21 protein-coding genes are annotated in these 22,841 nt (G+C 45.8%); 11 read left to right on the top strand and 10 right to left on the bottom strand.

From position 1 onward, the window contains the following. Positions 1-158 precede the first annotated feature (158 nt). Both H8S84_RS17990 and H8S84_RS17985 read left to right on the top strand, forming a co-directional pair. A complete protein-coding gene (locus H8S84_RS17990) occupies positions 159-338 on the top strand; it encodes a hypothetical protein (protein ID WP_187068773.1) in 180 nt (59 codons plus the stop codon). A 197-nt stretch (positions 339-535) separates the two neighbouring features. After that, positions 536-772: a hypothetical protein gene (locus H8S84_RS17985; RefSeq protein WP_187068772.1), complete on the top strand. Its 237-nt coding sequence runs from the start codon at positions 536-538 to the stop codon at positions 770-772. A gap of 191 nt (positions 773-963) precedes the next feature. Here the strand turns inward: H8S84_RS17985 and H8S84_RS17980 are convergent, their stop codons facing one another. Then, positions 964-1,533, bottom strand: a complete 570-nt coding sequence (locus tag H8S84_RS17980) for a hypothetical protein (protein ID WP_187068771.1) — start codon at positions 1,531-1,533, stop codon at positions 964-966. A 200-nt stretch (positions 1,534-1,733) separates the two neighbouring features. Between H8S84_RS17980 and H8S84_RS17975 the strand changes: the two genes are divergently transcribed. Then, positions 1,734-2,798, top strand: a complete 1,065-nt coding sequence (locus H8S84_RS17975; RefSeq protein WP_187068770.1) for a hypothetical protein — start codon at positions 1,734-1,736, stop codon at positions 2,796-2,798. A 56-nt stretch (positions 2,799-2,854) separates the two neighbouring features. Here H8S84_RS17975 and murQ read toward each other — a convergent pair whose 3' ends face one another. From murQ to H8S84_RS17955, 4 genes are read right to left on the bottom strand one after another with little or no spacing between them, the layout of a single operon-like run. Then, a complete protein-coding gene (gene murQ / locus H8S84_RS17970; protein ID WP_187068769.1) occupies positions 2,855-3,679 on the bottom strand; it encodes an N-acetylmuramic acid 6-phosphate etherase in 825 nt (274 codons plus the stop codon). 41 nt (positions 3,680-3,720) lie between these two features. After that, positions 3,721-4,596, bottom strand: a complete 876-nt coding sequence (locus tag H8S84_RS17965) for a hypothetical protein (RefSeq protein ID WP_187068768.1) — start codon at positions 4,594-4,596, stop codon at positions 3,721-3,723. 47 nt (positions 4,597-4,643) lie between these two features. Next, a complete protein-coding gene (locus tag H8S84_RS17960; RefSeq protein WP_187068767.1) occupies positions 4,644-4,904 on the bottom strand; it encodes a cytochrome b5 domain-containing protein in 261 nt (86 codons plus the stop codon). Between the two features lie 4 nt (positions 4,905-4,908). Then, on the bottom strand, positions 4,909-6,075 hold the full coding sequence (locus H8S84_RS17955; protein WP_187068766.1) for a formimidoylglutamase: 1,167 nt from the start codon (positions 6,073-6,075) through the stop codon (positions 4,909-4,911). A 225-nt stretch (positions 6,076-6,300) separates the two neighbouring features. On the opposite strand from H8S84_RS17955, the gene H8S84_RS17950 reads away from it, so the two are divergent. The 6 genes from H8S84_RS17950 to H8S84_RS17925 all read left to right on the top strand — a co-directional run bounded on the left by H8S84_RS17950 (position 6,301) and on the right by H8S84_RS17925 (position 15,146). After that, positions 6,301-8,061 (top strand): AMP-dependent synthetase/ligase, encoded by a 1,761-nt coding sequence (locus H8S84_RS17950; protein WP_187068765.1) that lies wholly within the window; start codon positions 6,301-6,303, stop codon positions 8,059-8,061. Between the two features lie 281 nt (positions 8,062-8,342). Further along, complete coding sequence (locus H8S84_RS17945; protein ID WP_187068764.1) at positions 8,343-8,777, top strand: MarR family winged helix-turn-helix transcriptional regulator; 435 nt, start codon at positions 8,343-8,345, stop codon at positions 8,775-8,777. Positions 8,778-8,801: 24 nt separating this feature from the next. Next, positions 8,802-11,204: a 3-hydroxyacyl-CoA dehydrogenase/enoyl-CoA hydratase family protein gene (locus tag H8S84_RS17940; protein WP_187068763.1), complete on the top strand. Its 2,403-nt coding sequence runs from the start codon at positions 8,802-8,804 to the stop codon at positions 11,202-11,204. A gap of 30 nt (positions 11,205-11,234) precedes the next feature. Further along, positions 11,235-12,413: a thiolase family protein gene (locus tag H8S84_RS17935; protein WP_187068762.1), complete on the top strand. Its 1,179-nt coding sequence runs from the start codon at positions 11,235-11,237 to the stop codon at positions 12,411-12,413. Between the two features lie 43 nt (positions 12,414-12,456). Next, positions 12,457-14,247 carry an acyl-CoA dehydrogenase family protein gene (locus H8S84_RS17930; protein WP_187068761.1) on the top strand — a complete coding sequence of 597 codons (1,791 nt, stop codon included), beginning with the start codon at positions 12,457-12,459 and terminating at the stop codon, positions 14,245-14,247. Positions 14,248-14,429: 182 nt separating this feature from the next. After that, positions 14,430-15,146, top strand: a complete 717-nt coding sequence (locus H8S84_RS17925) for a glycosyltransferase family 2 protein (RefSeq protein ID WP_187068760.1) — start codon at positions 14,430-14,432, stop codon at positions 15,144-15,146. Between the two features lies 1 nt (position 15,147). Here H8S84_RS17925 and H8S84_RS17920 read toward each other — a convergent pair whose 3' ends face one another. Further along, entirely contained in the window at positions 15,148-16,602 is a 1,455-nt protein-coding gene (locus H8S84_RS17920) for a hypothetical protein (RefSeq protein WP_187068759.1), read from the bottom strand. 273 nt (positions 16,603-16,875) lie between these two features. On the opposite strand from H8S84_RS17920, the gene H8S84_RS17915 reads away from it, so the two are divergent. Beyond that, positions 16,876-17,079 carry a hypothetical protein gene (locus H8S84_RS17915; RefSeq protein ID WP_187068758.1) on the top strand — a complete coding sequence of 68 codons (204 nt, stop codon included), beginning with the start codon at positions 16,876-16,878 and terminating at the stop codon, positions 17,077-17,079. A gap of 191 nt (positions 17,080-17,270) precedes the next feature. On the opposite strand, the gene recG is transcribed toward H8S84_RS17915, so the two are convergent. After that, complete coding sequence (gene recG / locus H8S84_RS17910) at positions 17,271-19,370, bottom strand: ATP-dependent DNA helicase RecG (protein ID WP_187068757.1); 2,100 nt, start codon at positions 19,368-19,370, stop codon at positions 17,271-17,273. Between the two features lie 162 nt (positions 19,371-19,532). On the opposite strand from recG, the gene H8S84_RS17905 reads away from it, so the two are divergent. Continuing rightward, a complete protein-coding gene (locus tag H8S84_RS17905) occupies positions 19,533-20,186 on the top strand; it encodes a hypothetical protein (protein ID WP_187068756.1) in 654 nt (217 codons plus the stop codon). Between the two features lie 208 nt (positions 20,187-20,394). Here H8S84_RS17905 and gldD read toward each other — a convergent pair whose 3' ends face one another. From gldD to H8S84_RS17890, 3 genes are read right to left on the bottom strand one after another with little or no spacing between them, the layout of a single operon-like run. Next, complete coding sequence (gene gldD / locus H8S84_RS17900) at positions 20,395-20,937, bottom strand: gliding motility lipoprotein GldD (RefSeq protein ID WP_230407255.1); 543 nt, start codon at positions 20,935-20,937, stop codon at positions 20,395-20,397. A 37-nt stretch (positions 20,938-20,974) separates the two neighbouring features. Beyond that, on the bottom strand, positions 20,975-22,345 hold the full coding sequence (gene gldE / locus H8S84_RS17895) for a gliding motility-associated protein GldE (RefSeq protein WP_230407251.1): 1,371 nt from the start codon (positions 22,343-22,345) through the stop codon (positions 20,975-20,977). A gap of 26 nt (positions 22,346-22,371) precedes the next feature. Next, positions 22,372-22,830 carry a single-stranded DNA-binding protein gene (locus tag H8S84_RS17890; RefSeq protein ID WP_187068754.1) on the bottom strand — a complete coding sequence of 153 codons (459 nt, stop codon included), beginning with the start codon at positions 22,828-22,830 and terminating at the stop codon, positions 22,372-22,374. Positions 22,831-22,841: the final 11 nt, after the last annotated feature.

The following is a 22,841-nucleotide window of genomic DNA, read 5'->3' as shown; positions in this document are numbered from 1 at the left end:
GGCAGTAAAGGCCACCCAAACAGGGTGGCCTTTACTTTTATATCTTCATACAACTATATTGTATAGGTAGCGTACTTGTAGTGTTTCCTAAAAAAGGGAAATAGGTGGCAGAGATTAATGTGCCTCACCTGAAACCAATAACTAAAACACATATAAGTATGAAAAAGGGAATGTATGTTTTCGCTCTTTGCTCACTGTTCGCGTTTGCCTCCTGCGACTCACCAGCCGAAGAAAGAGCAGAAGAAAGAGAAGAAGCCGTAGAAGAAATGGAAGATGAGGCTGAAGATATGACCGATGATATGGAAGAAATAGAAGAAGATACTACTGTGATCGAGTAGTACTATTATTTTTCTGAATCAGCAGCGGGTTAGACATTGGTTTAGCCCGCTGTTGCTTTTTATAAGCTGATGGCTAAATTGCTTATGCTCTTGCGGTCCACTTTAACATATCTATGCTAAAGTGCGTTAATACAGAAGGCTGTATAAGACTACCTTGGATAAAGACAATATATCTTGAAACTTAAATCTATAAAACCATGAAAAAGTTGTTTTTAATGTTTTTTGCCCTCGCAGCATTTACTTTTACTACCTCTTGTGACTCCCCATCCGAAGAGCGAGAAGACGTGGTAGAAGAGGCTGAAGACTTAGCCGACGAGAGAGCAGAAGGAGATGTAGAGGATATAGCAGAAGAACGGGAAGAGTTAGGTGAGGAAGTACAAGAATACAACGAGGAAGTGGCCGAAGAATTAGATACTACAAGAATAATAGAGTAAGATCCAGAGTATGAAATTACAACATGAAAACTCTGATGGCTGCAAGTCTATCAATAACAGAAGGAGCAGAAGAGGGGGGAGACCGCAGAGTAAACAGAAGAGGAGATTGACTGAGAAATAGATAACAAATAAACCAGTGAAGCTGGCAGGGCGGCTACAAATTATAATCACTCTGCCAGTTTTAGATTTTGCTATTGCCCAAGCCTTTTTTGAATTAAGCTGTTAACCAAAGCAAACAAGCGTTTCGGTGTAAAAGTGCGCCAGTAAATATCTTCTAAGTTGCCTCCAGAGTTGATGTAGGAGTCAAGGTTATAGTTGCGCATTTCGCTTAATACAAAGTCTCGGAAGCCAAGAGCTGCTATCCATCCTTCTTCTATATCCTCAAACCACTCTTCGTAATATGAGTCATCGGACCCGTGAAAGTTAAATACATTTTCACCGATAAGTATAAAGTACTTTATACCTTCAGATACCAAAGGATCAACAATATTGCGCTTCAAGCTCATGATGTCATTGTTCAGGGCATCGTTCCATTCACCAATGAACTCTATAACAGTAAAGCCCAGGTCGTAGTCTGCATATAGTATTTTCAGGAAGAGTGTTTCAGACTCAATGTCGTCCCATTGCGGATGGATATAATATCCGTAGATAGTGTTGGTATAGTAAGTAAGGCTGTTTTCTGCGCCAAACAAGGGAGAGCGAGGATCCTCAGAAGCCACGTACTTTTCTATCCAGTTGTAAAATGGTTCTATATCGTGCATAATGTCTTTGTAACCTAAGGGCGGCCGGTATTTGGTTAATGTACTATAAAGGCTCAGGCAAAGTTGAAGCTTTAACTCTAAATTTGTAGTATGAAACTTATCTTACTTAAACTGCCTTAAAATATAAGCAAAGACGTATAAGTGACGTTATACCTATGCCTTAATTAAGCAAGATGCTTCTCTAAACCCTTTATTTTACCATGAGAAACAAATTTTTAACTGCTGCCCGTTCTTTTGTCCTATTGCTTTTTGTGCTGTTGGCAACTAGCGCCAGGGCTGGCGATATCGATTATACTAAAGCGTACCACCCACTTATCAATAAAGCAGAGATAAGTATACTTGAGAAGGATTATGCCGCAGCACTTTCTCATTATCAGCAGGCTTTTAAAGCAGTGCCCACGCCTTTTGCCCGCGACTATTACAATGCGGCTGTCTGTGCAATGCTTTTAAAGGAGAAAAATGAGTCGCTTGATTGTCTGGAGAAGCTGGCCGCAAAGGGTATAAGTATAGATTACCTGGCAAAGCAACCTGTTTTTGATTCGCTGCAAACTACAAAGCAGTGGCGAAAATTTAAGCGTAAATATCCTAAGTACAGGCAACAGTACGAGAAGCAGGTTAACCTAGATCTGCGCGCCGACCTTGAAGAGTTACATGCCCGTGATCAATATTTCAGGCAGGCAGAAGGTGGCCTGCGCGTGTACGGCGATACGTTGCGCAAAATAGAAGTAGCCAATACAAAGCAGTTTCTGCAGTGGGTAGAACAGTATGGATATCCGGGAGAGTCTTTAATCGGTGTAGCCGATACACTGGAACAACTGCCTCGCTTTAGCATTATCATTCAAAGACAGACGAAGGCCCGCAATGGCCACGACTTTTCTAAAGTTTTGGCTGAGGCAGTAAAACAGGGGCGGCTAAGTCCACAGGCAGCGGCTTACCTGATAGAGCAGCAAGTTGGCCGAAGCAAGTATGGCTCTAAAGCGTATGTGAAAATTAGCTGCAGTACGTGTGAGGGAAAGAACTCGCTGGATGGTATGAATAGCTACTTGGAAGAGAAAAGATCGGAAAAAGAACTGCTAACGATAGATGCTAACCGAAAACTGTTGGGACTGGAGCCATTTAACGACTATAAAAAGAAGGTGCTGTACAACACAGAAGACAGGCGCTTTAAACTAGGCTATGCCTGGTCGGTGGTAAATTACCAGGTGCCGAGCAAGGAGGCTGCTAAAGTGATGATGGATAATTTCGTTGTTGCAGATACTAAGTAAACAGGAAGTATAAATCTATGAAAAAGCGGAAGTAGACATTCTCTACTTCCGCTTTTTTATGAGCCTATGCTGTTGCTCCCGTTTTTATAAGCCTCCATGGCGGCGCGTACACTGCCAAACTTTTTCAGGAGTGCAGCAGCCTCGGGCCTGTTTAGTTTAAGTTCATCCATTAGCATGCGGGTGCCGCGGTCAACCAGCTTCACATTAGACAGCTGCATGTCCACCATTTTGTTGCCTTTCACTCTGCCCAGTTTTATCATGGTTGAGGTGGTAAGCATGTTCAGTGCCAGTTTCTGTGCTGTGCCAGCTTTCATGCGGGTGCTGCCGGTTACAAACTCAGGGCCTGTAATTACCTCAACAGGAAAGTCGGATGCGGCCGCTACAGCACTGCCTGTGTTGCACACAATACAGCCGGTGGCTATACCTTGTGCACGGCACTGCTCCAACCCCCCAATCACATAAGGAGTGCGACCAGAGGCGGCTATACCCACCACAATGTCTTTGTCTGTGATATCATGTTGCAGCAGATCTTTCCATGCCTGTGCTTCATCGTCTTCTGCAAACTCAACAGCTTTTCTTATGGCTGAGTCACCGCCGGCAATTATTCCGATAACCATACCATGCGGCACACCATAAGTAGGAGGGCATTCGGAGGCATCCACTATACCCAGTCTCCCGCTTGTACCTGCACCAATGTAAAACAGTCTGCCACCCAGGCTTAGTCTTTCTACAGTAGCTTCTACCAGCCTTTCGATCTGGGGAATAGCGGCTTCCGTGGCTAAAGGTACTGTTTTGTCCTCGCGGTTAATGTTAACCAATAGGTCCCGGATGCTCATTTGCTCCAGGCTATCGTAGTTAGAAGCCGACTCGGTAGTAGACATGGATATGCTAAACTAAAGTATAAAAATGGGTTGTAATGCTGCTATTCTGTTTTGTTTGGCGTGCCGAAAGCCTGGAGCAGCTCCTGGTGGTAAAGAATCATGCCTTCGCTTGGAGTACCTAAAATCTGGCCCAAGGTTATGCCATACTTTTTTGCCACCTGCTTCAGGGTATCGGAGAAGTGGAAAGCAATGGAACCTACAAAGTGCACCGGTAGTGTGGCAAAGTTGTCATACTTGGTAATGTGGTGCTCGAAGAACTCTGAAAAGCTCTCGTAAACCATGGCTTTGATTACAGGGTTCTGGCGCTTTTCGTGCATAAACTTTGCAAAAGACGCCATATAACGGCTTGGTACTGCGCTTCCGTACAGCTCATCAAGTATACCGTTCTTGGTCAGGTTAAAACGATTCTTTAGCGACTGAGCCAGCTCGTCTGGCAACTCACGGTACAGGAATGCCCTGATCAGCAGTTTGCCCATATAAGCCCCGCTGCCTTCGTCGCCTAGCAAAAAGCCAAGCGAAGGTACATTGTCTATGATGTCTTTGCCGTCGTAGAGGCAGGAGTTAGAACCTGTGCCAAGTATACAGGCAATACCTGGTTTATGTCCGCACAAAGAACGCGCTGCTCCCATTAGGTCGTGGTCTACATGTACTTCAGAGGCTGGGAAGAGCATCTTAAGGGCATCTTCTACACGTTTGTTGCGCTCAGGAGAGCTGCAGCCGGCACCGTAAAAGTATATGGCGTTTGGGGTCTTTTGCTGTAGTTGTGGCAACAGTGAATCGTGCAGGGCCTGGTAAATTTCATGTGATTCCTGGTACATCGGGTTAAATCCGATGGTTTGTACCTGCCCGAAAGTTTCTGTAGCTGTAACTAAACGCCAGTCGGTTTTAGTGGAGCCGCTATCTGCAATTAAAATCATGGTTTAAAGTAAAAGTATCCCTAACAATCATAATGGTGTGGCAAAGCCTACGCTGTTCCCTTACGGTAAACGGAGTTCTTTACCAGCCCGATTGCCTCAAATTTATCAAAAACATATTCAGTATGCGGAGCATCTTTCAACTCTTCTGTCAAATCCTGCCCGGCCCAGTGCTCATAATGGTTACCCTCGCGCCAAAGCCGAGATTTCCTGACGTCGTAAATAACACCCTTGTAGGCTATCCACACTTCGTCGCGGTCCTGGCCATTGCGTGATGCCAGCTGTTGTAAAGTATACTCCGGTAAATCCATCCTGCTACCCGATTCTGGCTTGTGTAAGTATCCAGCGGTTAGGTATCTCGCCTTTTATAGCCTGCAAATAATCTTCGTAGCTGCACGGCACAATCCGGTTGCCCTTGTCGCTGCTCAGTGCCTCCACCTCCAGCCACCATTTTTCGCTGTGCTTGCTTTTGTAAAAGATCATTCGGTCCGGGTTGTCTTCAGAAAAAGCTACGGCATACTTCGTAAACTGCTTGCTGTTAAAATCTATTTCATTTTTACGATGGTAGAAGCCTTCAATAAAGTACCAGATCATGGTAGCAACTGTCATGGCGGTTAGTTCGCGCTTATCAAGCTCTGGGTTGTATTCATAAATTCCCAGCGAGGTAAGCTGATCATTCAAGCCGGCATACCAGCAGATTTGGCAGGCTTCTTCGGCTGTCAGGCCAAATGGGTTTGCCGGCTCATAACCTGGAGCGTCCTGGTGCCGAATAGCTGATATATCAAAAGTAAGCAAATCAGCCACGCGTACTACCGGCTCCATTTCTTGTACACTTCGGTGCACTTCTCCAACACGGTAAGATTCAAAATGCAGCTTCTCCAGCGTTGCCATTACTTCGGGCTCTACTAAATAAGACTGATAGCCTATTTGTCCCAGACTAAATAGATAATTGGGTTCATGCATTAAGATCTGGCGCAGTTGCTTTTTATTGGCCGTAGCCTCTGCATCTTCGGTCATGTCCACGCTGCTGTCTACGGTTACCATGTTCACCACGCGGTCCAAGTGTTCGTAGCCAAGGTACTGCCCATATTCCAGGTCGTGTGTACCGCCTATAATTACAGGAATAGTATTATGCGAAATAAGCACTTCTACTATCTCTTTCAGGCGCAGGTACGTATCATCCAGTGTAATGCCGGGCCTTAGGTTGCCCAAGTCCACTATTTGGCAGCGGCCGTTGCCCTTTAGAAGGCTATAAAGCTTTTTACGCACAGCCCTGGCCGGCGAGGCCGACGGCTTGGTAGCCATAGTTTCTTCTCCGGTAAGGCCACGCGTTTCATGAACGCCAAGTATGGCAATATCGGCCCCGCGCCAGTCAGGGAACTTGCTTACAAAGCGGTTTATGTAGGCGCCTAATGTTCTTGGCTTGCTTAGCTTTACAAAGACATCTTCGTTTAGCGGCTCAAAAAAGATAGATAGATTCATGTGATGACATCTGGAGAATCCAAAAATAATAAAAAAAGCAGCGTTTCTGCTGCTTTAGATCAAAAGTCGGTTTTATACCCTAAAAATATAAGTTTTATCAAATATTTATACTTGCCGGCGTGGCAGATTTGAAAAAAAATACCTAAAATGCGTAGTACATAGCCATATTTGCTATATTTATTACATTAGAACTAAACTTCTTAACCGACTCTAACCTAAAACACCATGGAGATAACCCGTACAATTGATTTGCTGTCTTATCAGCTGGCTAATTATCCGCAGCCTGACTGTCTGGCTGCAAAAGAAAATGGCAACTGGGTAAAGTATAGCACTCAGGATGTGCAAGACTATGCCAATAAAGTAAGTCTTGGCTTGCTTAAACTGGGTATCGGGAAAGAGGATAAAGTGGCTATTGTTTCTTTTAACCGCCCGGAGTGGGTATTTGCTGATTTTGGTATCCAGCAGATCGGTGCAATCAGCGTACCGATGTACCCAACCATTACAGTTGAGGACTACAGCTACATTTTTAAAGATGCAGAAGTAAAGGTGGTGTTTGTGGCAGATGCCTCGCTGTATAATAAAGTGAGTGCCGCAACCGCAGGCTTAGACAGTGTTAAGGAGATTTATACTTTTGACAAGATAGAAGGCGCCAAGCATTGGAGCGAAGTGCTGAACATGGCTGAAGGTGAGGATGTACAACAACTGGAGCCGCTAAAGGCCGCTGTAAAACCAGACGACATCCTGACGCTGATTTATACTTCGGGCACTACCGGTAGTCCGAAAGGTGTAATGCTGACGCATAACAACATTATCAGCAACGTGAAAGGCACTATGCCTTACGTGCCGGTTGGCAAGGAGCACAGAGCATTAAGCTTTTTGCCACTTTGCCACATTTTTGAGCGCATGCTGCTATACTTATACATGCGCATCGGGGTGTCTATTTACTATGCAGAAAGTATAGAGAAGGTAGCCGATAACCTGAAGGAAGTGCAGCCGCATGTATTTACCACAGTGCCGCGCCTGCTCGAAAAAGTATATGATAAAATTGTAGCCAAAGGTATGGAGCTCACTGGTGCGAAGCGTAAGCTGTTCTTCTGGGCCCTTGAACTAGGTTTGAAGTATGACACGCAAGCTAATCAAGGCTGGTGGTATAATAAACAACTGGAACTGGCCAACAAGCTTATATTTAGCAAGTGGCGCGAGGCTTTAGGTGGTAATGTGAAAGTGATAGTATCAGGTGGTGCGGCATTGCAGCCTCGCTTGGCGCGCGTTTTCTGGTCGGCTAATATTCGGGTAATGGAAGGCTATGGCCTAACAGAGACATCCCCGGTAATTTCTGTAAACCGCTTTGAGCCAGAAAACAACGTGATAGGCACAGTAGGTATGGCCATAGATGGAGTAGAGGTAAAAATCGCTGAGGAAGATGGTGAGATCTTAACCCGTGGGTCACATGTAATGAAAGGCTACTATAAGCGGCCAGACCTTACGGCAGAGGTAATCGATAAAGACGGCTGGTTCCATACAGGCGATATCGGCACATTGATAGACGGTAAATACCTGAAAATTACAGACCGCAAAAAAGAGATGTTCAAAACATCAGGTGGTAAGTATGTGGCGCCGCAGGCAATCGAGAATAAACTAAAAGAGTCTGTGGTTATCGAACAGGCCATGGTAGTAGGCGAAGGGCAGAAGTATGCTGCGGCACTGATAGTGCCATCGTTTGCCGGCCTGCAGGACTGGTGCCAGCACAAAGGCATCAAGTATACTTCCGACGAGGAAATGATCACTAAGCCTGAAATAATCGATAAGTTTCAGCGTGAAATCGAAAAGGCGAACGAAACGCTTGCTCAGTACGAAACAATTAAGAAATTCAGGTTGCTGCCACAGATGTGGACGATTGAAACCGGAGAGCTTACCGCGAAGCTAAGCATCAAGCGCAAGGTAATTTACGGTAACTACAAAAATGTTATTGATAGCATGTTCTAAACTACAAAACCAGAGAGCCTTCCTAAGTATGAGAAGGCTCTCTGGTTTTAAAGAAACAGTTTGAGATGTAATACTTAAGGTAATTGTGCAAGCTTTTCAAAAAAAGTTTAAAGCCCACCCTATTCGGGAGGGCTTTTTTTATATCATTCCCGTAAGTAGTATGCACACATAACAGTTGTGGCGTAACGTTAAAACCTTAACGACGATCTTTCTAAAAATCTTAAAAATAGTATGCAAGCATAACATTTTTTTATATATTTGGTATATACCATTGTTTGCCTATGAAGCCAGAAGAAACAGTAGATTACAACTTTAAAGTATGCTGGCATGCTATTTCGCGCATGTACAACACAGAGGCCGCCCAAAATGACATCACAACATCTATAGGGTTTGTGCTGTTAAACATAGACCAAGAAGCTGGCACTCCTGCCACTAAAATAGCCCCTTTGTTAGGTTTGGAAGCCCGCAGCCTTACACGCATCCTTAAAAGTATGGAGGAGAAGCAGCTAATCTACAAAGTGTCTGACCCAACAGATAAACGCCTTGTCCGCATTTTCCTTACCGATAAAGGGCTGGAGAAGAAAGAGGTGGCCCGGCAAACTGTGAAGCATTTCAATAATAAAGTGCGGGAAGAGATACCACAAAAAGACCTTGATAAGTTTTTTGAAGTGTGTAATCGCATACTCGGCATGATCGAGAATAAAGATATCTTTTAAACCATAGACAACTATAGCTATTCTATGAAGAGAATAATCAAAAAAGTAGCCGTACTAGGCTCCGGTGTGATGGGCTCGCGTATTGCCTGCCACTTTGCCAATATCGGGGTGCAGGTGCTGCTGCTTGACATCGTTCCAAAGGAGCTGACGCCGGAAGAAGAGAAAAAAGGCCTGACGCTGGAAAATAAGGCAGTTCGCAACAGGATAGTGAATAATTCACTACAGTCAGCCATTGCTTCTAATCCGTCGCCGCTGTATCGTAAGTCTGATGCCAGTCTGATCCAGACCGGCAACTTTGAAGATAACATGAAGGACATCGCCACTGCCGACTGGACTATAGAAGTGGTAGTGGAGAACCTGAAAATTAAAAAAGTGGTGTATGACCAGGTGGAGCAGCACCGCAAGCCGGGTACACTTATTTCATCCAACACATCGGGCATCCCGATCCACATGATGCTGGATGGCCGCTCCGACGATTTTAAAAAACACTTCTGCGGCACGCACTTCTTTAACCCGCCGCGCTACCTGAAGCTTCTCGAAATTATTCCTACTCCGGAAACAGACCAGAGTGTAATTGATTTCCTGATGCATTACGGTGATTTATACTTGGGAAAGACCACGGTGTTAGCCAAAGACACACCTGCCTTTATCGCAAACCGTGTAGGTATCTATGCCATTATGCAAGGCCTGCAGGTGATGAACAAGCTTGGGCTAAACGTGGATGAAGTAGACAGAATCTCTGGTCCAATCATCGGCCGTCCGAAGTCAGCTACTTTCCGCACATTGGATGTGGTTGGTTTGGATACTTTAGCTAACGTGGCTAACGGCCTTTACCAGACTGGCGAAAAGGATGAGTCGCGGGAGCTGTTTAAGCTGCCGGACTACCTGCAAAAGATGGTAGAAAACAAGTGGCTGGGCGATAAGACCGGTCAGGGCTTCTACAAAAAGACGAAAGACGCTAAAGGTAAAACAGAGATCCTGACGCTGGACCTAAACACGATGGAGTACGGGCCAAAGCAGCGGCCTAAGTTCCAGAGCCTGGAGGTGCTAAAGCCAATCGAAGACCTTAAAAAGCGCATCAAAACTTTCTCGAAGCAGGACGATAAAGCCGCACAGTTTTTCAACGAGTCATTATTCGGCCTGTTCCAGTACGTAAGCAACCGTATCCCGGAAATCTCTGATGAGCTATACAGAATAGATGACGCCATGCGTGCCGGATTTGGCTGGGAGCTTGGTCCGTTCGAGTACTGGGATGCCATTGGTGCCCGCGAAGGCGTGCAGCGAATGATTGAGGCAGGGTATGAGCCAGCGCCGTGGGTAGTTCAAATGCTGGAGCATCAGAAAGAGTCTTTCTACATTGTGCAGAATGGCACCCGCCGTTACTACGACATCCAGAGCAACGAATACAAAGCCATACCTGGCGCTGAGAACTTTATCATACTGGATAACCTGCGCAGCAGCAACGTGATCTGGAAAAACAGCGGCGCAACAGTACTTGACTTAGGCGATGGCATTCTGAACGTGGAGTTCCACTCGAAGATGAACACGCTGGGCGGAGATGTAATTCAGGGCCTGATGAAAGGTGTGGAGTTGGCAGAGAAAGACTTCAGAGGCATGGTGGTTGGTAATCAGGGAGCTAACTTCTCTGCTGGAGCTAACCTTGGCCTGGTATACATGTATGCGCTGGAGCAGGAGTATGACGAGATCAATTTCATGATCAAGCAGTTCCAGGATGCCATGATGCGCATGCGCTATTCGGCTATACCTGTTGTGGGTGCACCACACGGCCTGACGCTTGGCGGTGGCTGTGAGCTTAACCTGCATTGCGACCACGTGCAGGCCGCCGCTGAGACTTACATGGGCTTAGTGGAGTTTGGTGTTGGTTTGATACCAGGCGGTGGCGGTACGAAAGAGATGACGCTTCGCGCTGCCGATATGTATGCTGATGGCGACATTGAGTACAACGATCTGAAGAACGTGTTCTTGACAATCGGTATGGCTAAAGTATCTACTTCTGCGAAAGAAGCTATTGACTTAGGGTACATGCGTAAATCAGATAGCATCACTATTAACAGCAACCGCCAGATAGCCGACGCCAAGGCACAGGCCATACTTATGGCCGAAGCGGGTTATACAAAGCCGGTACAACGCACCAACGTGAAAGTACAGGGTAAAGGCGCATTAGGTATGTTCCTGACAGGTGCCAATGCCATGTATACAGGCCGCTATATTTCAGAGCACGACAAGAAAATTTCAGAGAAACTGGCTTATGTAATGTGTGGTGGCGACTTATCTGCCCCAACTGAGGTAAGCGAGCAGTACCTGCTGGACCTGGAGCGCGAGGCATTCTTATCATTGACTGGCGAGCGCAAAACGCTGGAGCGTATCCAGAGCATCCTGACAACGGGTAAGCCGCTGAGAAACTAAGTCTATAGTATAATCTAAAAGAGCATCAAAATGAACAATGCATATATCGTAGCCGGATTTCGCAGCGCAGTAGGTAAGGCACCCCGTGGCGTTTTCCGTTTCATGAGACCCGATGACTTAGCTGCCGATGTCATCAAACATTTAATGCAATCTGTGCCTGCCTTAGACCCGGAGCGCGTTGATGACCTGATCGTGGGTAACGCTGTGCCGGAGGCGGAGCAAGGCCTTCAGATTGGTCGTATGGTGTCGTTGCTGGCCTTGCCAATGTCGGTGAGTGGTATGACGGTGAACCGCTACTGCGGATCTGGCCTGGAAACCATCGCCATTGCGGCTAACCGCATTCAGGCAGGTATGGCTGACTGCATTATTGCAGGTGGTACAGAGTCTATGTCGCTGGTACCGACAGCTGGATGGAAAACCGTTCCGAACTATAAAATTGCCAAAAACAACCCGGACTGGTACCTGAGCATGGGCTTAACGGCTGAGGCTGTAGCCAACGATTACAATGTTTCACGCGAAGACCAGGATGAGTTTGCTTATAAGTCGCACCAGAAGGCGCTTAATGCCATAGACAAAGGTTACTTCAAAGATCAAATTGTGCCGATAACAATAGAGGAGACTTACCTTGATGAGAATGGCAAAAAGAAGACCAAAACTTATGTAGTTGACACCGATGAAGGCCCACGCGCTGATACATCTTTGGAAAGACTTGCAAAGCTGAAGCCAGTGTTTGCAGCAGGGGGCTCGGTAACGGCTGGTAACTCTTCTCAAACATCAGATGGTGCTGCCTTTGTAATTGTGATGAGCGAAAAGATGGTAAAGGAACTGAACTTGGAGCCGATTGCGCGTCTGGTAAGCTATGCCACAGGAGGTGTAGACCCGCGCATTATGGGCATGGGACCGATCGCTGCTGTGCCAAAAGCATTGAAGATGGCCGGCATGACACTCAACGATATCGACCTGATTGAAATGAACGAAGCCTTTGCCGCGCAATCTATTGCTGTTATGCGCCACCTGGACATGGATCCGGATAAGCTGAACATAAATGGTGGAGCTATCGCGCTTGGTCACCCACTGGGCTGCTCTGGTGCTAAGCTAAGTATCCAGCAGTTCCACGAACTTCGCCGCTTAGGCAAAAAGTATGGCTTGGTAACTGCCTGCGTGGGCGGTGGCCAAGGTGTGGCTGGTATTTATGAACTACTGAAGTAACTAACCTAAAACTGTATCTACAACATCTTAAAACATAATTCCAATGGAAACTCAAAATAAAACCGCAGCTATAAAAGGAGGGGAGTTCCTGATAAAGGAAACTGATCCGCAGGACGTCTTCACGCCAGAAGAATTTAGTGAGGAGCAGCGCATGATGGCGCAAACCTGCCTTGACTTTGTGCGCGAGGAAGTAACGCCGTTGCTGGACAGACTAGATAACCACGAAGAAGGCCTGATGGAAAGCCTGATGAAAAAAGCGGGTGAACTAGGTCTGTTTGCTGTTTCGATGCCAGAGCAGTACGGCGGCCTGAACATGGACTTTAACACGTCGCTGCTGGTAACGGAGTCGGTAGGTGGCGGCCACTCGTTCCCGGTGGCTTTTGCGGCACACACAGGTATAGGCATGCTGCCAATTTTATACTTCGGTACTGAAGAGCAGAAGCAGAAGTATCTACCTAACCTAACTACAGGTGAGTGGACTGCAGCATATTGCTTAACTGAGCCAGGATCAGGTTCGGATGCACTTGCCGCTAAAACAAAAGCAGTACTGAACGAAGCGGGTACGCACTACATCCTGAACGGCCAGAAAATGTGGATCACAAACGCTGGCTTTGCCGATGTGTTCATTGTGTTCGCACAGGTAGATGGTGATAAGTTCACAGGCTTTATCGTGGAGAAGGATTATCCTGGTCTGAGTCTGGGTAACGAAGAGCATAAGATGGGTATCAAAGGTTCATCTACACGCCAGGTATTCTTCTCTGATTGCGAAGTGCCAAAAGAGAACGTGTTGGGTGAAATTGGCAAAGGCCACCTGATCGCCTTCAACATCCTGAACATTGGCCGTATTAAACTTTGCGCGGCTACGCTGGGTGCCTCTAAAAAGGTAGCCGATCTATCTATTAAGTATGCCAATGAGCGTCATCAATTTAAACTGCCTATTTCTAAATTCGGTGCCATCCGTCATAAACTGGCTGAGCAGGCAATTAGAATCTACGCTGTAGAGTCGGCGCAGTACCGTGCCGGTATGGATATTTACCGCAAAGAGCAGGAGCTGATGGCTGCTGGTAAAGATGAGAACGAGGCGTTGCTTGGTGCTGCCCGTGAGTTTGCCGTTGAATGTGCCATACTAAAAGTAGAGGGCTCTGAAGTACTGGATTTCGTGGTAGACGAAGGTGTGCAGATCTACGGTGGCTATGGCTTCTCTGCAGACTACCCAATGGATCGTGCTTACCGCGACTCCCGCATCAACCGCATCTTTGAAGGTACTAACGAGATCAACCGCATGCTTACCGTGGACATGATCCTAAAAAAGGCTATGAACGGTGAGTTGGATCTAATGGGCCCCGCGCAGGCAGTACAGAACGAGTTGATGGCTATACCTGATTTCAGCAGCGAAGAAGAGAACCTGTTCTCTAAAGAGCACAAAGCCATCCGTAACCTGAAGAAAGCTATACTTATGGTGGCTGGCACAGCCGTTCAGAAGTACATGAACTCGCTGGCAAAAGAGCAGGAAATCCTGATGAACATTGCCGACATGGCTATCAAAACGTATGTGGCAGAATCAACACTGCTACGCGTAGAGAAGCTTGTAGGACAGCGTGGCGAAGAAGCCCTGGCTAACCAGATTGATATTGTACGCGTGGTGGTGAATGATGCTGTGGATGCCGCTTTCATCTCTGGAAAGGATGCGATCGCGTCTATGGCAGAGGGTGACGAGCAGCGTCTGCTGTTTATGGGCCTCAAGCGCTTCACGAAGAAAGAGCTTTACAACACAAAAGAAGCTCGCCGTCGCATAGCAGCCGCCCTAATAGATTCAAACGAATACGTTTATTAATTTCTGACCATTTATAATTTGGAAAGGCTTTCTCTTCAGGAGGAAGCCTTTTTTATTTAGTGTAAAATCCATTTATGTGGCGCCTTCAGCTATATAAATGGATTTTGTAACTTATAATTGCAGAAACATTATTGGGTTTTACGTATTGAGAGAAGCATCCGAAATTGTACTAACTAAAAACTATGAAAGTAACCTGTATTATACCATGCCATAATGAGCGTGATAGAATCGGCCAGGTATTAAACGTAATTGTTAGCACTAGATATATTAGTCAGGTTATTTGTGTAGACGATGGCTCTACTGATGGTACTGCTGATTATATAGAGGCTGAATGGACAGGTGTGGAAGTGCTGCGCCTGCCACGTAACATAGGAAAAACAGCAGCCATAAAGTATGGGCTAAAGTATGTGCAGCACGATACGCTGCTTATGATGGATGCCGATCTGCAGGGTTTGAGGAGAGATGAATTAGAAACAGCGCTGGATGCTTACCAGGAACACTCTGATTTGGACATGATTATCATGCGACGCATCAATTCGCCATGGTTTGTAAAGTGGTACCGCAGCGATGTGCTCTTGTCTGGCGAACGCATACTTCGTACAGCCGATCTAAAGCACGTTGTGGAAGAGGAGCTAAAGTGTTATCAATTGGAGGTTGCTATTAACCGTTATATGCTTCGCCATAAAAGAGTAGTGCGTTGGATGCCTTGGTCAGCTATGAACACCTACAAAGTAGATAAACTAGGCGTTTTAGACGGCTCTATGAAAGAGTTTATGATGTACGTAGACATCGTAAACTATGTAGGGTTTTCGCATATGTGTCTGCAGCTGGCCTCCTTCACCAAAAAGCTGCACTATAGCTCTTATAAGCGGGCAAGGCAGGAGCAGCTGTACTTATAAACTACTTTAATTGAATATGGCTTAACCTTAAACCGGCTGCTTTCTTGCTCGGCCGCACCACCGTAATTACGTTCTTATCGGTTAGCCAAGCAGTAAAATCCTTTACATAAGCTACATTTTTATCGCTAGCCACGTTTAGGCCTACTGCTTTGGGAACTGTGGTTCTGCCGGTTTTTGTATCTATCTGGCGTAAGTATAAATCATACTTGCCGTTCAGGTCTTCCAAGGTTAACAGGTGTATAGTGTTATTGCTTACGTTGGCCCGGTACGAGATTCCAGAGAAAGCTTCATCGGCCGGAGCTTGCTGTTGTTTTAGTAGCACAGAGCTCCATGCGCTACCCATGTACTCGTCGTAAGTAAACAGGTGCAACTCTTCGGCGAAATATGGTGCGTTTTCGCCACCTGAAGTATACTTCTTCTCTGCGATTACCGTCAGTTTGCCATCTGCAGTCAACAGGAGATCCGACAGGTAAATATCTTCCAGGCGTTTAGATGAAGCATTTTTGTCAAGTGCCGTTACCTTCTCCACATAAGCCGGTGTAAACCTGAATTCTTCTGCAAATACCATGTCTTCAGCTTCAAAATCGAACCTTACAGCCTTCAAACTATAATATTTACCGGATTCCTCCTCTGCTGTAAGTACTGCACCATAAAGTGTGTTATTGGGCATCAGTTCAAATTTAGAGTCCGTGATGTACACTTTAATTCCATCAAACACACCACCCACCAATACGCTCATTACTTTAGCAGATTTAACGCCAGGGGAATATTGGCGCACCGTAAGGCGGTTCATGTTATCTGAAATCAGGCAGATATATTGTTCTCCGCTGTTGCTTACTTTCACTTCAGCGGTAAGTATGCCAAACACATCGCTCAGGTTATACTTTGTTTCTGCTACTTTCTTTAAACTGCCATTGTACAAGGTGCCGCTTATATCCTTAATTTGTTGATCGTTGTCGGTGTGGTAGCGATAGGCAAGCAACTTAGAGCCGTCTGCAGAGGTGGCTATACTTGCCCGGCGTCCTTTTAATGGAGCATCTAACAATAGCGTAGCCTCCTGCATTTGCCCGGACTGCAAATTGATGTGATAGCCATAAAGTTGTTGTGTTGTCTCGTTTGTTCGTCGGGTAATAACAGTGGCTGCAGCATCTGATTTAAAAAATGCCTCTACGGTTTCAGTCTCTTTCAGAGGTATGGTTGCCTGCCAGGCTTTTTTCAGATCCGTGTTATACTTCTCTACAGTGTAGCTATCAATTGCCTGTCGGCTCAGGATAACAAACTCATCAGCTGATAAAGGAATCGTTTTATTTGTGATCCGCTGGTTATACTGGTCTTCGCCTTTTTCCGGAAAATATGTAAATGCTGCAGATGCCTTTGTTCTGGACTGTGCCAACGCTAAAGGTGCCGCCGAAATAAGGCAGAACAGGAGGAGTATACAAAAAGCGAATTTTCTCACAAGTATATAATTTAAGCCTGAGTTATTATGTAAAAGTATAAACGATGCAGCAGCCGGGCAAGTATAGTTTTTTATCTATTGTTTCGCGTGGAACTTACAGATTTATCCGATGATATGGTATTGTCTACATATAAAGATATAGCTGTGAATGTAGTGTGATGGCAAGCAAATTACAGGTGAATAGCGGAAAAATAAAGGTGTTCACCCAATATACTGATGTTAATACAACTTACCTTAGTTTATGCCAGTACACCATAACATACAAAACAAACTATGAAATCTATACTCAAGCTCTTTTTGTTTATGGGGATAATCCTCGTGAGCAAGTACACAAAAGAAAATGAGATAGCGACAGCAAGTGCAACAACGAAAACCGGCAAAGTGGAGAGTTCTTTTATTAATCTTAAGCAGCAGGCCAATGTGCTTGATGAGCAAAAGGAAAAAGAAATAGAGGCTGCCGCCGATGTAGTTTACTAAAGAAGGAGGAACGTAGGGAAGATTAGAATTTTACATTTGACCAATCAACAAGGGGGGAAGTTTTCATCAGGGCGTAGTACACAATAGCGCCTGGTTGTATCTGAAGCTATAAAAGTTTTCTTATTTAAAAACCGATCTTCTGCAAGGAGATCGCAGGAGCAGGTATCATCTGTTCTTGTATCAAGAAGGTGTTAGCTGATTCTGCTCCAGTTAACTGTGTTTGCGCTTAGCGACTGTATGTGCCGGCGCAGATTGGCATTTTGCGACTGCTCCAACTGCGGGTCTTGCTCTAATATGCGTTGTGCTGCGGCTCGTGCCTCCTGAAGTATAGGCGCATCCTTAGCTAGGTCTGAGATTAACAGGTCCAGCACGCCGCTTTGCTGTGTGCCCATCAGGTCGCCGGGGCCGCGCAACTTCAGGTCTATGTCAGCTATCTCGAAGCCGTTGTTAGTGCGCACCATTGTTTCCAGTCTGGTTTTGCTGTCTTTGCTCAGTTTGTAGCCTGTCATAAGTATACAGTAACTCTGTTCGGCGCCACGGCCCACACGCCCGCGCAACTGGTGTAGCTGCGATAAGCCAAACCGCTCCGCACTTTCAATGATCATTACCGATGCATTCGGTACGTTTACTCCAACCTCAATTACTGTGGTGGCTACCATGATCTGCGTCTCGTTCTGCACAAAGCGCTGCATTTCGTAGTCCTTGTCCTGCGGCTTCATTTTGCCGTGCACCATACTTACTTTATACTCCGGAAATGCCCGCTGCACGCTTTCAAAACCATCCATCAGATCTTTGTAATTCTCCATCTGCTCCGACTCTTCTATAAGCGGATACACGATGTATACTTGTCGGCCAAGTTTTATCTGATCGCGCACAAACTGGAACACCCGCAGGCGGTGCGAGTCGAAGCGATGCACGGTAACGATCTCTTTACGGCCGGCAGGTAACTCATCAATCACCGATACATCCAAGTCACCATACAAAGTCATGGCTAGGGTGCGGGGAATAGGTGTGGCTGTCATAACAAGCACATGTGGAATCACGCGCGGGTTCTTGCGCCACAGTTTAGAGCGTTGCTCTACGCCAAAACGGTGTTGCTCGTCTACAATGCACAGGCCCAGGTTCTGAAACTGTACTACATCCTCGAGCAAAGCATGTGTGCCCACAATCATCTTCATATCGCCGGAGCGCAGCTGCTCGTGCAGTATTCTTCGGTCTTTTGTTTTGGTAGAGCCAGTTAGCTTACCCAAGTTTATGCCTAGTCTGTCAGCAAAGGCTTTTAGCCCCACGTAATGTTGGTCTGCCAAGATTTCGGTTGGTGCCATTAATACCGACTGTGCACCATTATCAGCGGCGATCAGCATGGTAATAAAAGCCACAATAGTTTTACCCGAACCCACATCACCCTGCAGTAGGCGGTTCATCTGTTTGCCTGCCGTTAAGTCTCCGTAAATCTCCTTCACCACCCGCTTCTGCGCATTGGTCAGGTCAAAGGTCATGTGGTTTTTGTAGAAATCGGTAAGGGTGGAGGTGTTCTTAAATATCTGGCCTTTTAAATCGGCTTTGCGAACTACCTTCTGCCGGAGCAGTCGCAACTGCACATAAAAGAGCTCCTCAAATTTTAGCCTGAACTTTGCCGCGTTATACTTCTCTGTAGACTGCGGAAAGTGGATGTTAATTAGCGCAGTGCGTTTATCGGTAAGGCGATAATGGTCAATCAATTCAGGAGAGAGTGTTTCCTGTATGTTGGGTACCGCTAACTTTAGCAAATGCTCCATCATTTTACTGATGACTTTGCTGTCGATGCGGTGAGCCTTTAGTTTTTCGGTGGTGTTGTAAACCGGCTGCAGAAAGGCATTGGTTTGTTTCTCCTCACCTAGCTCTTCCAATTCCGGGTGAGCCATGCTAAACTTGCCATTGAACTCAGTTGGCTTGCCAAATACAATATAGTCGGTGTGGTTCTTCAGCGATTTCTGCATCCACTTCACACCCTTAAACCACACCAGTTCCAGTTGGTCTCCGTTCTCGTCTACCAACGTTGCTGCCAGGCGCTGTTTTCGGCCTTCGCCAATTACTTCTTTGCCACGCACACGGCCGCGGACCTGCACATAAGGCATACTTTCGTCCAGCTCTGCCACCTTGTAAAACTGGGTGCGGTCGAGGTAGCGGAAAGGGTAGTGCTGAATGAGGTCGCCGTAGGTGAAGATCTGCAGCTCTTTCTGCAGCAGCTCCGCCCGCATCGGCCCCACGCCTTTCAGGAACTCAATTTTTGTATGGAAAAAGTTGCTCAACGCTTTGGCTATACTTGGCTGTTACGAGTGTAAGTATAAATACAAAAATAAGCAAAAGCTTGGAGAGGTGTAAATGTTAGAGGGTTTTGCTTTGGGCCTTCAATGAAATAACGACAAAAGTGGGAAATACAATTATCTTAACTCCAGAAATCAAAAAGGCAGATGGTATATTTCAAAATCAAAATCCATATTCTCCTAACCTTTGTTCTTATTGTAGGATTTTCCTCAGGATGTCAAAGCAATAGAGCTAAACAAAATATCAAAGATGTGGCTTTACAGAGAGATGAGGGTTATAATTTTGGAGACAACAACTATTGTTTTGGTGAGGTTTTAGACAGCTTGATGAATATAGACCTTTTAAAGCCCAGCAAAGAAACGCATTATAGAAAAGTTGAGCGGTCGCAGTTAACGCAAGGCAAGTATAAAGTAGGGCCTGAGGTAGAAGAGTTCTACGATTATACTACAGAGACAGAAGCCTATGTCTTAGAGTATAAAGGCAATAGTTATTTGATAATGATAGGTCAAGCCGTTGGCGCAACCGGTAAATGGGGCGATTATAGGAACTATCGATGTTATCTGTTAGGGTCGAATAAAGAAAGCTTAGCTGAATTTGGTTCGTTGGCAAATACTCCCTTTACAATCTTCATCAACGACAATGGAGAACTTTCATATATTGCTATTGATGATAACTACCCAAGACCGGCAGATGGGAGTGAGGTTGTTTTGAATCATTATCCTACTTATGTTTCAGTTTATACAGGTGATTCTTTGGTGACGGAGTTTGAGTATAAATGCTATGGGAAAAGGAGTGATTAGTAGAATTAGAGATTAGTGGTTTGAGGTTTATAAAACAAAAGCCCCGACAGGTGTAAATGCTGCCGGGGCTTTATACTTGGTACATTTAAAGTTGTTGGTGAACACACCAACAACGGCTATTTTCTGCTAAGAAACAAGATACTCGCAGGAGCTGCGTGCGCTGCGAAGTCTTTTTATACTTGCTTCTCAAGTATCTAACAACCGTTAACTACTTCTTTCCCGTCCACTTCAGTGTGTTCAGCATATGGATGATGTCCTTTTTCACGAACTCGATAACAGGAGCCAGTGAGTCGTTTTGGGTTGCGGTTCTGAAGTATAAAGCACCTCTCAGAAAATGCTGGGTAGAGTCGGTAACGTAGAACTGAAACTGGCTGGGTACTTCACCTTCGAGCTCAAAAATAGAGGCCACAGCCCCAGACGGTGTTCTTACTTCTGTTTCTTCAATAGAGTATGCTTTAATTTGGTGTTTGCCAGTTAGCTTACGCGCATCTTCTATCAGGTCGTTCAACATTTTGTCGTTGTTGTTGATGTCTTTGTAAGTAAGCTGCACGTTAGCTCCTAACCGTGGGTATAGCACATTAATCCAGTGTGGTTGTGCAATGCTGGATGAGTCGGGGCGTATTTTAGCATGCTGTGAGTATTCGAAAGTATAGGGGTGCTCCTCCTGTAGCTGCTGATATGTTTGCGCTGGCAGGTCGATGCGGTTATACCCTTTTGGCTTGGGAGTATACTCCACACCACAGGCTACCATACTTGCTGTTAAGCCTATCCATAAAAATACTTTTAGTTTAGCTAGCTTTATGGTAGTGTTCTCTTTTGTTTCTGACATTGATCTTTACTCGTTTTACACGCTTGGCATCAGCCGACTCCACTGTAAAATGGAAACGCCCGTATGCTGCTTCTTCGCCTACACGCGGTATTCTTGTGAAAAGCGCCAGCATCAGGCCGGCAACTGTTTCGTTTTCGCCTTTCACTTCGTTAAATGCATCGAAAGGCAATTCTGCTATCTTACAGAAATCGTGCAGCGATGTTTTACCGTCAAAGATAAAGGTATTTTCATCTAATTGAGAGTAGATAATATCATCGTCGTCATCGAACTCATCATTGATCTCACCTACAATCTCTTCAACTATATCCTCCAGGGTTAGCAAGCCGGAAGTTACGCCATACTCATTTACCACAATGGCCATGTGCACATGCTTTTCTTTAAACTCTTGATACAGGTCGGCAATACGTGTGTTTTCAGGTACAAAAAATGGAGGCCTGATCAATTTCAGCCAGTTGAAATCATCACTTTGATCTAAGTATGGCAGCAGGTCTTTAACGTAAAGTATACCTTCTATCTTATCGGTGCTTTGAGTATAAACAGGCACCCGCGAATATCCCCACTTAATGATCTGGGGCAGTAATTCTGTGAATTTAGTGGTGGAGTTAAAAGCAACAACATCTACGCGGGGCCGCATAATCTGCTTTACAGTAATAGAACCGAAGTTTACTACACCACGCAAAATCTTGCGCTCCTCCGGTGAGGTGTCTTCATTTGTCAGAGCTACGTCTAGGCTGTGGTGCAATTCTTCAATCGTGTGGTTGTAGCCACGGATCATGTAATTCTTATCAATGTAATTGCTGATGCCGGTCATCACCCAGGACAAAGGCTTTGCCACCACCTGCATGTAGCCAATAAGCGGAACTGTGCGGCGGGCTATAGCCAACTGGCGCGTCTGAACATATACTTTAGGCAGCAACTCTCCAAAAAATACGATAAAGAAGGTAGCAAACAGCAGAGAGGCCAGCAGCGTTACTGTAGGTAGAGCCCTGGTGCCAAACAGTTGCCAGGCAACATACGCAAAGATTGTAATGATACTTACGTTGATGCCGTTATTGAAAACTAGCAGGGTGTTAAGAAGCTTTCTGGGGTTTTGCAGCAGGCGGTGAATGGTGCGTTCGGACTGAACCGGGCTAGTTCTGCACTTTTCAAGTTCCTGATCTGATAGAGAAAAAAAAGCTGCTTCTGCCCCTGAAACAAGGGCAGAAAGCAGCAAAAGAATGAAAGCAGCAAAAACTGCTGCTATGTATTCAAATCTGAGTTGGTCAAACGAAGTCTGGAATAACTGAAGTAAGCTATAACTCAGGGGGTCTCCGGGATCTGTACTTTCCAAAATTACCTAATTAGGTCCAACATACATTAGAACGGCAGATCGTCGGGCTCGTCGTTCTGAGAGGCCGATGCGCCACCACCATAGTTGCCACCGCCTGACGATGCAGACGAAGAGGCAGACTGCTGGTAATCACCGCTGCCGTTGCCGCTATCACCGCGCCCGCCTAACATGGTCATGCTATCGGCTACAATTTCGGTGCTATAGCGCTGGTTGCCTTCCTTATCCTGATACTGGCTGGTTCTGATTTTTCCTTCGATAAAAACAGACTGTCCTTTTTTAAGGTACTTCTCGGCTACTTCAGCAAGACCGCGCCACAATACAACATTGTGCCACTCGGTTTTCTCCTGGCGTTGGCCGCTTTTGTCTTTGAAGGTTTCAGAGGTTGCCAAAGGGAAACGGGCCACAGCCACGCCGCCTTCTAAATGACGTACTTCCGGGTCTTTGCCCAGATTTCCGATAAGGATTACTTTGTTTACACTTGCCATGCTTTTTTGTC

The sequence above is a fragment of the Pontibacter cellulosilyticus genome (genome assembly GCF_014306105.1).
In the GTDB taxonomy this organism is placed as follows: Bacteria; Bacteroidota; Bacteroidia; order Cytophagales; family Hymenobacteraceae; genus Pontibacter; species Pontibacter cellulosilyticus.
Note: the sequence above shows the minus strand (reverse complement) of the source record. Positions and strands in the feature narration are given on the sequence as shown.